The 13,272-nt window shown below is 62.6% G+C and carries 7 protein-coding genes and 2 rRNA genes; 1 reads left to right on the forward strand and 8 read right to left on the reverse strand.

Annotated features, from left to right (window positions below):
- Window positions 1-34 precede the first annotated feature (34 nt).
- Together CGU34_RS13040 and CGU34_RS13045 are read right to left on the reverse strand one after the other, a co-directional pair.
- Window positions 35-3,148: ribosomal RNA gene (locus tag CGU34_RS13040) — 23S ribosomal RNA — on the reverse strand.
- A 418-nt stretch (window positions 3,149-3,566) separates the two neighbouring features.
- Window positions 3,567-5,088, reverse strand: a 16S ribosomal RNA gene (locus CGU34_RS13045).
- The 16S and 23S rRNA genes sit together here, the layout of an rRNA operon.
- 553 nt (window positions 5,089-5,641) lie before the next feature.
- On the opposite strand from CGU34_RS13045, the gene CGU34_RS13050 reads away from it, so the two are divergent.
- Window positions 5,642-6,961, forward strand: a complete 1,320-nt coding sequence (locus CGU34_RS13050; RefSeq protein ID WP_051514244.1) for a CoA transferase — start codon at window positions 5,642-5,644, stop codon at window positions 6,959-6,961.
- On the opposite strand, the gene CGU34_RS13055 is transcribed toward CGU34_RS13050, so the two are convergent.
- From CGU34_RS13055 to CGU34_RS13080, 6 genes are all read right to left on the reverse strand, one after another.
- Window positions 6,958-7,773: a DUF4184 family protein gene (locus tag CGU34_RS13055; RefSeq protein ID WP_036301918.1), complete on the reverse strand. Its 816-nt coding sequence runs from the start codon at window positions 7,771-7,773 to the stop codon at window positions 6,958-6,960. The genes CGU34_RS13050 and CGU34_RS13055 overlap by 4 nt on opposite strands.
- A gap of 21 nt (window positions 7,774-7,794) precedes the next feature.
- Window positions 7,795-9,096: a tyrosine--tRNA ligase gene (tyrS, locus tag CGU34_RS13060; RefSeq protein WP_081766489.1), complete on the reverse strand. Its 1,302-nt coding sequence runs from the start codon at window positions 9,094-9,096 to the stop codon at window positions 7,795-7,797.
- Between the two features lie 63 nt (window positions 9,097-9,159).
- The gene (locus CGU34_RS13065; RefSeq protein WP_036301917.1) at window positions 9,160-9,939 is read right to left on the reverse strand and encodes a hypothetical protein; all 780 of its coding nucleotides are present in this window, start codon (window positions 9,937-9,939) and stop codon (window positions 9,160-9,162) included.
- Complete coding sequence (locus CGU34_RS13070; RefSeq protein ID WP_036301915.1) at window positions 9,936-10,583, reverse strand: SatD family protein; 648 nt, start codon at window positions 10,581-10,583, stop codon at window positions 9,936-9,938. Before CGU34_RS13070 ends, CGU34_RS13065 begins: the two co-directional genes overlap by 4 nt.
- A 96-nt stretch (window positions 10,584-10,679) precedes the next feature.
- A complete protein-coding gene (gene argH, locus CGU34_RS13075) occupies window positions 10,680-12,110 on the reverse strand; it encodes an argininosuccinate lyase (RefSeq protein ID WP_036301913.1) in 1,431 nt (476 codons plus the stop codon).
- Window positions 12,107-13,264, reverse strand: a complete 1,158-nt coding sequence (locus CGU34_RS13080) for a heparan-alpha-glucosaminide N-acetyltransferase domain-containing protein (RefSeq protein WP_232711674.1) — start codon at window positions 13,262-13,264, stop codon at window positions 12,107-12,109. Before CGU34_RS13080 ends, argH begins: the two co-directional genes overlap by 4 nt.
- Between the last annotated feature and the right edge of the window lie 8 nt (window positions 13,265-13,272).

Genomic DNA, 13,272 nt, shown 5'->3' on the forward strand with positions numbered 1-13,272 from the left:
CTCAGTGGACGCAAGCACCTAGCAAAAATAGGTGATTATCAAATCATCGGCTTATTAGTACCGGTCAGCTACACGTGTTGCCACGCTTACACACCCGGCCTATCAACCCAGTAGTCTGGCTGGGAGCCTCTCGCCCGAAGGCATGGAAATCTCATCTTGAGGCCGGCTTCCCGCTTAGATGCTTTCAGCGGTTATCCATCCCGAACGTAGCTAATCAGCGGTGCCCTTGGCAGGACAACTGACACACCAGAGGTTCGTCCAACCCGGTCCTCTCGTACTAGGGTCAGATCCTCTCAAATTTCCTACGCGCGCAGCGGATAGGGACCGAACTGTCTCACGACGTTCTAAACCCAGCTCGCGTACCGCTTTAATGGGCGAACAGCCCAACCCTTGGGACCTACTCCAGCCCCAGGATGCGACGAGCCGACATCGAGGTGCCAAACCATGCCGTCGATATGGACTCTTGGGCAAGATCAGCCTGTTATCCCCGAGGTACCTTTTATCCGTTGAGCGACAGCGCTTCCACAAGCCACTGCCGGATCACTAGTCCCGACTTTCGTCCCTGCTCGACTTGTCAGTCTCACAGTCAAGCTCCCTTGTGCACTTACACTCGACACCTGATTACCAACCAGGTTGAGGGAACCTTTGGGCGCCTCCGTTACTTTTTGGGAGGCAACCGCCCCAGTTAAACTACCCATCAGGCACTGTCCCTGAACCGGATTACGGTTCTAAGTTAGATATCCAGAGTGACCAGAGTGGTATTTCAACAATGACTCCACCTGAACTAGCGTCCAAGCTTCAAAGTCTCCCACCTATCCTACACAAGCCACACCGAACACCAATACCAAACTATAGTAAAGGTCACGGGGTCTTTCCGTCCTGCTGCGCGTAACGAGCATCTTTACTCGTAATGCAATTTCGCCGAGTTCGCGGTTGAGACAGTTGGGAAGTCGTTACGCCATTCGTGCAGGTCGGAACTTACCCGACAAGGAATTTCGCTACCTTAGGATGGTTATAGTTACCACCGCCGTTTACTGGGGCTTAAATTCTCAGCTTCGCCTTGCGGCTAACCGGTCCTCTTAACCTTCCAGCACCGGGCAGGCGTCAGTCCGTATACATCGTCTTGCGACTTGGCACGGACCTGTGTTTTTAATAAACAGTCGCTACCCACTAGTCTCTGCGGCCTCCAAACGCTTTCGGAGCAAGTCCTTATACGTCGAAGGCCCCCCTTCTCCCGAAGTTACGGGGGCATTTTGCCGAGTTCCTTAACCACGATTCTCTCGATCTCCTTGGTATTCTCTACCTGACCACCTGAGTCGGTTTGGGGTACGGGCCACTAGAACCTCGCGTCGATGCTTTTCTTGGCAGCATAGGATCACCGGATCTTGCCCTTGCGGGCTCCCCTTCGTGTCTCAGCCTTAATGAGAGACGGATTTGCCTATCTCTCGGCCTACACACTTGGCCTCGGACTACCATCGCCGAGGACCGGCTACCTTCCTGCGTCACACCTGTTAATACGCTAACCGCACCAGAATGGGGTCGTGCGCTAGGCCCAACGCTTCACCCCGAAGGGATCCGTCAGTGGGATTCAGACACTTAGCACTACTGGATTAGTTTGGGCGGTTCTTCGCGGGTACGGGAATATCAACCCGTTGTCCATCGACTACGCCTGTCGGCCTCGCCTTAGGTCCCGACTTACCCAGGGAAGATTAGCTTGACCCTGGAACCCTTGGTCTTTCGGAGGACATGTTTCTCACATGTCTTTCGCTACTCATGCCTGCATTCTCACTCGTGTAGCCTCCACGGCTGGTTCACACCGCCGCTTCGCTGGCCACACGACGCTCTCCTACCCATCAATACGGCTGGACCACGAAGGCCTACCAATAATATCAATGCCACAGCTTCGGTGGCGTGCTTGAGCCCCGTTACATTGTCGGCGCGGAATCACTTGACCAGTGAGCTATTACGCACTCTTTCAAGGGTGGCTGCTTCTAAGCCAACCTCCTGGTTGTCAAGGCAACTCCACATCCTTTCCCACTTAGCACGCGCTTTGGGACCTTAGATGGTGGTCTGGGTTGTTTCCCTCTCGACTATGAAGCTTATCCCCCACAGTCTCACTGCTGCGCTCTCACTTACCGGCATTCGGAGTTTGGCTGACGTCAGTAAGCTTTTGGGCCCCATCGGCCATCCAGTAGCTCTACCTCCGGTAAGAAACACGCAACGCTGCACCTAAATGCATTTCGGAGAGAACCAGCTATCACGAAGTTTGATTGGCCTTTCACCCCTATCCACAGCTCATCCCCTCAGTTTTCAACCTAAGTGGGTTCGGTCCTCCACGAAGTCTTACCTTCGCTTCAACCTGGCCATGGATAGATCACTTCGCTTCGGGTCTAGGACATGCGACTGAATCGCCCTATTCAGACTCGCTTTCGCTACGGCTACCCCACTCGGGTTAACCTCGCCACATATCGCTAACTCGCAGGCTCATTCTTCAAAAGGCACGCTGTCACCCCTACTAAGGAGGCTCCAACGGTTTGTAAGCAAACGGTTTCAGGTACTATTTCACTCCCCTCCCGGGGTACTTTTCACCTTTCCCTCACGGTACTTGTCCGCTATCGGTCATCTGGGAGTATTTAGGCTTACCAGGTGGTCCTGGCGGATTCACACGGGATTTCTCGGGCCCCGTGCTACTTGGGATACTTCTCGCGCTGAGGGCAACATTTCGACTACGGGGTTGGCACCCTCTATGACTGGTCTTTCAATACCATTCGTCTATATTGTCTCATCACGCTTGTTGCTCGGCAGAGCAACATGAAAAGTCCCACTACCCCGAATATGCAACTCCTGCCGGATATCACACATACTCGGTTTAGCCTCTTCCGGTTTCGCTCGCCACTACTAACGGAATCGCGGTTGCTTTCTCTTCCTGTGGGTACTGAGATGTTTCACTTCCCCACGTTCCCTCTACCCGCCCTATATATTCAGGCGGGAGTCACTGGGTCAGCACGCTGCCCAGCGGGGTTTCCCCATTCGGAAATCCTCGGATCAAGGTGTGCTTATCCACTCCCCGAGGCTTATCGCAGATTGCTACGTCCTTCTTCGGCTCCAGATGCCAAGGCATTCACCGTTTGCTCTTAAAGATTTGAAATCACATGAGTTTGAATCAGAATCGGTTCTGAGCTAAAAGCTCAACTCGAAATTGATTAATGATCTATAAGATCATCTTTGTGAGCCGATCAAAAGATCGACTCAAAGATGCTCGCGTCCACTGTGTAGTTCTCAAAGTACGGGCGGTACCTTCCCGCGATGCCATCCTGTGGCAACGAAGAAAGGTCCTGAGGTTCGTCTGCTCCGACCCGTAGGCCGAGCGCATCCGGTCCCTCAGGACCCAACAGCGTGCATGTGCCGCGAGAGCGACCTGAACCTTTCCAGCTGCAAGCAGCGTACTGAGTTCGGGACGTTCCGATACGGCACCTTGTCTAATGTTCCACCCATGAGCTACCAGTCGAGAACGTGTGTCTCGAATCTGGCTCTGGAAGGCCCGAAGGCCTCCAAGTGCTCCTTAGAAAGGAGGTGATCCAGCCGCACCTTCCGGTACGGCTACCTTGTTACGACTTAGTCCTAATTACCAATCCCACCTTCGACGGCTCCCTCCACAAGGGTTGGGCCACCGGCTTCAGGTGTTACCGACTTTCATGACTTGACGGGCGGTGTGTACAAGACCCGGGAACGTATTCACCGCAGCGTTGCTGATCTGCGATTACTAGCGACTCCGACTTCATGAGGTCGAGTTGCAGACCTCAATCCGAACTGGGACCGGCTTTTTGGGATTCGCTCCACCTTACGGTATTGCAGCCCTTTGTACCGGCCATTGTAGCATGCGTGAAGCCCAAGACATAAGGGGCATGATGATTTGACGTCATCCCCACCTTCCTCCGAGTTGACCCCGGCAGTATCCCATGAGTTCCCACCATTACGTGCTGGCAACATAGAACGAGGGTTGCGCTCGTTGCGGGACTTAACCCAACATCTCACGACACGAGCTGACGACAACCATGCACCACCTGTTTACGAGTGTCCAAAGAGTTGACTATTTCTAGCCCGTTCTCGTATATGTCAAGCCTTGGTAAGGTTCTTCGCGTTGCATCGAATTAATCCGCATGCTCCGCCGCTTGTGCGGGTCCCCGTCAATTCCTTTGAGTTTTAGCCTTGCGGCCGTACTCCCCAGGCGGGGAACTTAATGCGTTAGCTGCGTCACGGAATCCGTGGAATGGACCCCACAACTAGTTCCCAACGTTTACGGGGTGGACTACCAGGGTATCTAAGCCTGTTTGCTCCCCACCCTTTCGCTCCTCAGCGTCAGTTACGGCCCAGAGATCTGCCTTCGCCATCGGTGTTCCTCCTGATATCTGCGCATTCCACCGCTACACCAGGAATTCCAATCTCCCCTACCGCACTCTAGTCTGCCCGTACCCACTGCAGGCTGGAGGTTGAGCCTCCAGTTTTCACAGCAGACGCGACAAACCGCCTACGAGCTCTTTACGCCCAATAATTCCGGATAACGCTTGCGCCCTACGTATTACCGCGGCTGCTGGCACGTAGTTAGCCGGCGCTTTTTCTGCAGGTACCGTCACTTTCGCTTCTTCCCTGCTAAAAGAGGTTTACAACCCGAAGGCCGTCGTCCCTCACGCGGCGTTGCTGCATCAGGCTTGCGCCCATTGTGCAATATTCCCCACTGCTGCCTCCCGTAGGAGTCTGGGCCGTGTCTCAGTCCCAGTGTGGCCGGTCACCCTCTCAGGCCGGCTACCCGTCGACGCCTTGGTGAGCCATTACCTCACCAACTAGCTGATAGGCCGCGAGCTCATCCCTGACCGAAGTTCTTTCCAGCTTCTGAAGATGCCTTCGAAGCTCGTATCCGGTATTAGCAGCTGTTTCCAACTGTTATCCCAGAGTCAGGGGCAGATTGCTCACGTGTTACTCACCCGTTCGCCACTGATCCAGAGAGCAAGCTCTCCTTCACCGTTCGACTTGCATGTGTTAAGCACGCCGCCAGCGTTCATCCTGAGCCAGGATCAAACTCTCCGTGAAAGAATTTTGCTGCGACAAGACCGGAATGGGTCGAGCCGAGCGAGTTTGATCTGACGATCGGATGTCATTACTGACATATCCGTTTAATCTCAAAAGAATCTCATCGGTCAGACAAGCTGACCGCGAGGTTTTTTGGCATTTGACAAGTGCACGCTGTTGAGTTCTCAAGGATCGGATGCTCCTGCGCCGTGTCTCTCGACCGTCCCGCAGGGCAACTTCTCTATCTTACATCCTCTGTGCGAGATGTCAAAACGACATTCTCAGCTCTTCGCGACCCGAACTTCATGTTCGTAGGCGCTCCGATCAGAGGAGACCCCATCGTAAACCCGAAGGTTTCCGACACTCAAGAGTGTTGGTTTTGATGGGGGTGTTCTTCGCTTGAGGAGGGGAAGCTTTCGGGGCCTCACCGCGCTCCTTTGGGGCGAACAGGTATTACCTTACGTGGGATTTTGCGGGGCGGGCAAATTGCGGTGCGTCCCGGGCGTGTCGCGCATGTTTCCGGCGTTTTTCCGGCGCCGTCACAGGAGCCAGTGGCGGGGCTACGATCGCGACCATGATCGATCCCGCAGAAACCGACGTCGCCACCGACAGCCCGACGACGTCCGTCCCGCTGCGCTCATGCCTGGCCGTCGGCAAGCTCGCGTGGGACAGCGTTTCCGCAGCATCGCTCGCGGCCGCTCGACTGGCCTCCGCACAGACACAGGTTCCCGATCCCGTCCGAGTTGCCGTGGCGTACTCGAGCGAGCGCCACATCCGCTTCGACGGTGAACCACCCTGCCCCTGGGCGCCATTCTCGGGCTTCTTCCGCACATCCGACGGCTGGGTGCGGACCCACGGCAACTACCCGCACCATGCCCGTGCGCTCCGGGCGGCCTTGGGTCTGGGCGCACACGCAGACGCAGACGCAGACCGGGATGCCGTGGTTCGAGCCCTGGCGTCGATGCCGGCGGGCGTGGCAACGCAGGCGATCACCGCGCGGGGCGGCATCTGCGTCGGCGTGATGCACGAGAACCCGGGCATTGACGCCGTTCTCGCCGAGGAGCCTGTTGTACGGGTCGATCGACTCAGCCCCTCCCCCATTCGCCCGCGCACATGGGGGCCGACGTCGGCGCCGTTGCGAGGCATCCGGGTCCTGGATCTGACGCGCGTGATCGCGGGACCTGTTGCCACCCGCACTCTGGCGCTCCTCGGCGCCGACGTTCTGCGAATCGACCCTCCCCACAACCCGGAGCTGCCGATGCAGCACGCGGACACGGGTCACGGAAAGCGGTCTGCGCTTCTGGATCTTCACCAGCCGAGTCAGCTCGATGTATTCGACCGCCTTCTCGCTGATGCGGACGTGATCGTTCTCGGGTATCGACCCGCCGGTCTGGCGCACCTGGGGCTCGAACCCGCGGCGCTGGCCTCTCGCCATCCCGGAATCATCGTCGCGCGTCTGTCGGCATGGGGTTTTGAGACGTCGTCCGCCGACCGCCGTGGATTCGACAGCATCGTGCAGGCCGCGAGCGGCATCGCCTGGATCGAGTCACGCGAGGACGGCATCCCCGGAGCACTCCCCGCACAGGCGCTCGACCACAGCGCCGGGTACCTGCTCGCCGCCGAGATCATGAGCCTGCTCGAGCGGCAATCGGTCGAGGGTGGATCGTGGCTCGCCGAAACGTCCCTCCGCCGCGTCGCCGCGGAGCTGCTTCGCATGCCTCGGACGGCCGAGCCGAATGCCGCCGAGTCCTTCGAACCCGCCCCGCACCTGCAGACGTTCGATTTCGACGGCGGGATTCTCACGACCGCAGGCCCCGCGATCGCGTACGTGGGCGGGCCGGATGCGTTCGCCCCTCCGCGCACCTGGGGCGGCGACGCCCCGGCCTGGCTCTAGACGTCCGACAGGGGTCGGCGCATCAGCTGCAACACGATCGCCAACACCAGGGTGAGCCCACCCCAGAGGCCCACTGCGGGCGGAAGCACGAGATAAGCGAGGTGTTCGACGCCGAAACCCGAACGCAAAGGACCGAAGAGCATCAGCCCGCCGACCCACGCGATCACGAGAAATGCCGGCAGCGATATCCACCACGCGACGCGGACAAAGCCCGGGGCGCGATCCTGCGGGGGCACGGGACGACGTGGGCGAAGCCATACAACGGCCCAGATTCCGATCACGAGCAGTCCGAAAACCGAGGAGCCGTACTGCAGCCACTTGTATCCGAGGAGCGGACCCCATCGCTCGGCCAGCAGCGGGAACACCCGTAGCCCCCAGCGATCAAGGTGCGTGAAGAGGTCCCACGCGATGTGACTCGCGACCCCGATCGCGAGAGACACGACGAGAAGCAGGATGCTCGCCGGCGAGATCTTCCCGGCCGAGGCGCCGGGCCGATGCAGCGCGAAGGTCTCGCGCGCGGATGCGCGAGCCCCGGCGTCCCATCCGTCCGGGAGCCGTTCGGCCAGCACCATCGGCACCAGATCACGCGCGACCGGCCGCAACACGCAGCGCCACACCAACAGCAGCGCGAGCGCGACGACCACCGTGACCGGAAGCCACGACCAGGTGTGCGTGGCCGAGTAACGCAATCCGAAACCGCGCAGGAAGATCGGCAGGTCCGGCGTCATCGCTCCGATCGCGATCGCCGCCGGTACGAGTGGCGTGCGAATGAACGGCAGCGCGACGACCGCGTGACTCGGAGTGAAGGGCATACGCTCAGCTCTCGAATCGGGTCATCGGACGAAAACGCCCGCCAAGGTCTTCTTTCCGCGCCGGAGGACCGAGACCCCGCCGGGCAGCGCGCCCGAAACGATGACGGATTCGTCGGCCACCCGCTCGCCGTCGAGACTCACGCCGCCCTGCGCTATCGCACGGCGCGCCTCGGACAGGCTCGCCACGAGCCCCGTGTCGACGAGCGCTCGGACGATGTCGGTGCCCGCGGGCAACTCGGCGTGCGGCAGTTCACGCAGGGCCGACTCGAGCGTCGACGCGTCGAGTGCGGTCAGGTCACCGCCCTGGAAGAGGGCCTCTGATGCGGCGATCACAGCGGCCGCCGCATCCGTCCCGTGCACGAGCGCGGTGACCTCGAGCGCCAGCCGCTTCTGCGCCTCGCGGCGGAACGGCTCGGATTCGACGAGCTTCTCGTACCGCTCGATCTCGTCTCGACCGAGGAACGTGAAGATCTTCAGTCGCGCGATCACGTCCGCATCGAGCGTGTTGAGCCAGAACTGGTAGAACGCGTACGGGCTGCACATCTCGGCATCGAGCCAGATCGCGTTGCCCTCGCTCTTGCCGAACTTCGTACCGTCGCTGTTCGTGATGAGCGGCGTGCCGAGCGCGTGCACCGACGTGCCCTCCACGCGATGGATCAGATCCACACCGCTCGTGAGGTTTCCCCACTGGTCACTGCCGCCGGTCTGCAGAACGCAGCCGTACGACCGGTAGAGCTCGAGGTAGTCCAGCCCCTGCAGGATCTGGTAGCTGAATTCGGTGTAACTGATGCCGGCGTCGGAATTCAGCCGGGCACTCACGGCATCCTTCTTGATCATGGTCCCGACGCGGTAGTGCTTGCCGATCTCGCGCAAGAAGTCGATCGCAGTGAGCGGGGCCGTCCAGTCGAGGTTGTTGACCATCCGCGCGGCGTTCTCGCCCTCGAAGCTGAGGAAGCGTTCGACCTGAGCACGCAATCGGTTCACCCACTCGGCGACGGTCTCGGGCGTGTTGAGTGTTCGCTCGGCCGTGGGGCGCGGATCGCCGATCAGCCCCGTCGACCCACCGACCAGACCCAGCGGGCGGTGGCCCGCGAGCTGGAGTCGACGCATCGTGAGCAGCTGCACCAGGTTGCCGAGGTGCAGGCTCGGTGCCGTCGGGTCGAACCCGCAGTAGTAGACGATCGGGTCGCCGCCGAGCATCTCGCGAAGCGTCTCGGCATCGGTCGAGACATGCACGAGTCCGCGCCAGACGAGATCATCCCAGACGTTGTCGAAGGAGGGATCCCGCACGGGAGGGGTCACGGTGAGGGCATCGGATGGCACGCCCACGAGGTTATCAGCGGCCCACGCGGCGCCCGCACGGGACCGGGAATGTGCGAAAGATGCTCACGCTCCGACGGAGCCGAGAACCCACCATACGAGAAGGGCGGCGGCGAGCGCTGTCACCCAGCTGACCATGCTGCCGACGAGAAAGTACTCGGCTCGGTCGCCGTTCTCACCGTCGCGCGAGATCTCGGGGAATCGGACGATGCCCTTCGCCGCGATGACGGCCGCGAGCAGGGTGTAGGCACCCGTGAGCGTCAAAGCGAAGACGAGCAGGCGCTCGAGGGGCCCGATCAGCCTGCCGCCCTTGAGCACCGAAGCCCGGGCCGCGGGAGGAGGGGGCGGCATCGGCGGCGCGCCCGCGACATCCCGCCCGGCTCCCGCCTCAGGCGGCTGGACCACGCGTTCGAGTGCGAGAGCCGAACGCACGATCACGTTGCCCGACTCCAGCAAGAACACGACGGTGCCCGCGAGCAGGATCATGTCGGCGACGGACAGCGGCCCGAACGGCGAGGCGATCAGCGGAAACGTCGCGAGCGCTCCCCCGCCGCTACCCGGCAGACGGCCACCCACCAGGATGCCGGTGAAGCAGATGACGAGCAGTCCCAGCATCGGCCAGGCACCCGCCCGGCCACCGCCCGCGTGCGGCATGAGCGCAACCCAGACCCCGGCGGAGACGAGGGCGACCACGATCGCGACGGGCGCGGCCGCAACGATACCGACCGCGATGACCGCGAGCGCCACCACGGCAAACCCGATCGCGCGGCGCGCACGCACGCGCGTGAAGGCGCGCACCAGGTCGGCAGCCCCGATCGCCACCAAAACAAGACCGGTCAGGATCACGAGGCCGCCCGGCGGGTGAGGGACTGGAATCCTTCGACGAGCGCCGACGCTCCCGCTCCGGTGAGCGCCTGCGAAACGGCGGATTGCGTGATGCCCTCGTTGCGGGCGAGATCCTTCTGGGGCCGATCCAAGCAGCGCCCGTAGGTCAGGCGACGCGTTCGTTCGGACATCGCCGTGACGATCTGGTCACGCGCCAGCAGGTAGGCGTTCGCGAGCGGCACGGATGTCGACATGCCCTCAGTCTCGTCGGCATCACCGACAACCCAGGCACGTGCGCTCGGCGCGGCGCGGCGCTGCTTCGCGTGAACCGTGTTGATCGCCTCCCGCGCCGCCCACCAGGCCGGCCCCTCGGGAATCTCCCCCGCGGCCGTCGGGATGGGCGAGAGTGCGCCGATCCCCATCCCGAATCGGAACGCCACGGCATCCGGGAGCGTCAGTTGCAGGAGCAGCGTCGAGGCGAGCGCAGCCTCGAGCGTGTCGTAGACGGCCTGCTGCTCGTCGCCCGCGGTCGGACGGAACGGCTGGCGGGCCAGCGGAAAGTCCGCTTCCACCCGGGCGATCGCATCGTCGAGCGTATGTTGAGCGGACTCGCGGTCGTCGAGCCGGCGAGATCCGATGATGTCGGCGATCACAGCGATGGGCATGGAATAAGCATATAGCTTATTACTCAGAGATATAAGCCCTTTGCTTATTTACGAAAGATATTTCGTCGGGCCTTCGTCTAAGCGGTTGACCGAAGGTCAGACCCCGAGCGAGTGGCTCGTCGCCTGTGCCCGCGCGACGAGCTCAGCACGTTGCTCTGTCACCCGCACGGGCGCGGTACCACCGACCCCCGAACGACTCGCGACGGAACCCTCGATCGTAAGGACCTCACGCACCTCGGGGGTGAGCAACGGCGAAACCTGCGCGAAGAGGTCATCCGAAGCATCCTCGAGTCCGATCCCGCGCTCCTCGCAGGCGCGAACCAGTGCGCCCGAAATCTCGTGCGCGTCGCGGAACGGTACCCGCCGGCGCACGAGCCAGTCGGCCACGTCGGTCGCGAGAGAGAAACCCTCGGGGGCGAGCCGCGCCATCCGCTCGGTATCAAAACGCAGGGTCGCGATCATGCCCGTGACCGCGGGAAGAAGCACCTCGAGAGTCACGACGGCATCGAAGACGGGTTCTTTGTCTTCCTGCAGGTCGCGGTTGTACGCCAGCGGCAAGCCCTTGAGCGTCGCGAGCAGGCCGGTCAGGTCGCCGATCAGACGCCCCGCCTTGCCGCGCGTGAGCTCGGCGATATCGGGGTTCTTCTTCTGCGGCATGATGCTCGAGCCCGTCGAATACGCATCGTCGAGCGTCACGAATCCGAACTCGCGCGTGTTCCAGAGGATGATCTCTTCCGCGAAACGGGACAGGTCGATGCCGATCATCGCGGCGATGAACGAGAACTCGGCCACCACATCGCGTGCCGCGGTGCCATCGAGCGAGTTCTCGGAGGGGCGGTCGAGCCCCAGTTCACGGGCGACGAGCGCCGGGTCAAGACCCAGGCTCGACCCGGCCAACGCTCCCCCGCCATACGGCGAGACCGCGGCCCGCGCCCGCCAGTCGCGCAGGCGCTCGAGGTCCCGCACGAGCGGCCAGGCGTGGGCCTGCAGATGGTGCGCCAGAAGGATCGGCTGGGCGTGCTGCAGGTGGGTCCGACCTGGCATGATCGCGGAGCCCGCGGCATCCGCCTGCGAGACGAGAGCGTCGATGACGCGCAGAATGTCTCGGGCGATGACCGTCGCGTGGTCGAGCAGATACATCCGCACGAGCGTCGCGATCTGGTCGTTGCGACTGCGCCCGGCGCGCAGCCGACCGCCGAGTTCGGCGCCGGCCCGCTCGATCAGCCCGCGCTCGAGCGCGCCGTGGACGTCCTCATCCGAATCAGCCGCGACGAACGCGCCCGACGCGACGTCGGCGGCGAGTTCGTCAAGGGCCGCGTGCATGGCCGTGAGCTCTTCGGCTTCGAGGTATCCGGCCGCGGCGAGCGCGGTGGCGTGCGCCTTCGAGCCGGCGATGTCATAGGGCGCGAGCACCCAGTCGAAGTGCGTCGAACGGCTGAGAGCGGCCAGCTCGGGCGAGGGTCCACCCGCGAATCGCGCGCCCCAGAGGGCTCCTTCATTCGTGCCCTGCGCCTTGTCGTTGCTCACTGCTCCACCCTATCGACGGCCTGGCCGGCGCCCCGCCGACGGCGACCCGCGAGGCGTGAGACGCGATCGAGCGCCCACTCGAGCGGCCCGCGCCCCACCACCAGCGCCCAGAGTGTGCACGCGACGATCGTCCACACGACGAACGGGACGAAGGGATCGGTGTCACGGAATGCCTCGAGCGTCGATTCGCCGGGGTCAGGCGTCGGCTGCAGAACCCACCAGGCGACGATCTGGCCCACGTAAGCGGTGAGCGGCATCGACCCGACCGCCCGCAGGGGCAAGGTGAGCCATCCGATCGGACCGAGCCACGCACCCGCCCACCAGGGGCGGGTCAGGAGCAGGCAGAGTCCCAGCACCGCGAGCGCGAAGCCCCCGGACCCGAACACCTCCAGCAGCCCGTCGGAGTGCGCATCGGCGGTCCATACGAGCGCGAAATACGTGTCGGGGGCGGCGGGGAACGCGACGGCGAGCGTGTAGGCGAGCACCGCCAGCCCCGCTCCCACGAGAACGAGAGCGGCCTGGGTGCCGAGCGAGCGAAGGTCGAGGCGCCCGACGCCGAGTCCCGCCACGATGAACGCGATCCACACCGGGAACGGATAGTTCAGCCCCAGCAGCAGGCCGATCTCGGCCCCGATCTGGGTGTCCCAGAACGGCAGCTGCCCGATGAGCGCCTGCACCCACGGCATCACGAGGCCGAGCACGGCCGCGAGTGCGAACAGGAATGCCGGGCGCGCACGCAACAGCGGCAGGGCCAGCAAGAAGAGGATGGCGTACGCGGGAAGGATGACGTAGACCGGCACCTGCGTCAGGATCAGCAGCACCCCGATCACCCAGATGCACAGTGCGCGCAGGGCGAGCCGAGCGGACGCACGTTCCCGTGCCGCGCCACTCACGGGGGTACGTCCCCCCGTGATGAGCGCGATCGAGACACCCGCGATCGTCGCGAACAGGATGGAGGAGCGGCCGTTCGCGACATCCGTCCACGTCGACACATCCGTCGGGTCGAACGGATCGATCCACAACAGGTGTGCCGCGAACATCCCGATCACGGCCAGACCGCGCGCGAGGTCGAGCCCGGCGACGCGGCGAGGGCCGTTCAGCCTGCGCCAGTTGTCCGCGAGCCAGGGGCGTTTCGACTCGCTGCGCTCGCTCAACGACCGGG

The sequence above is a fragment of the Microbacterium lacus genome (assembly GCF_002812805.1).
GTDB classification, from domain to species: domain Bacteria; phylum Actinomycetota; class Actinomycetes; order Actinomycetales; family Microbacteriaceae; genus Microbacterium; species Microbacterium lacus_A.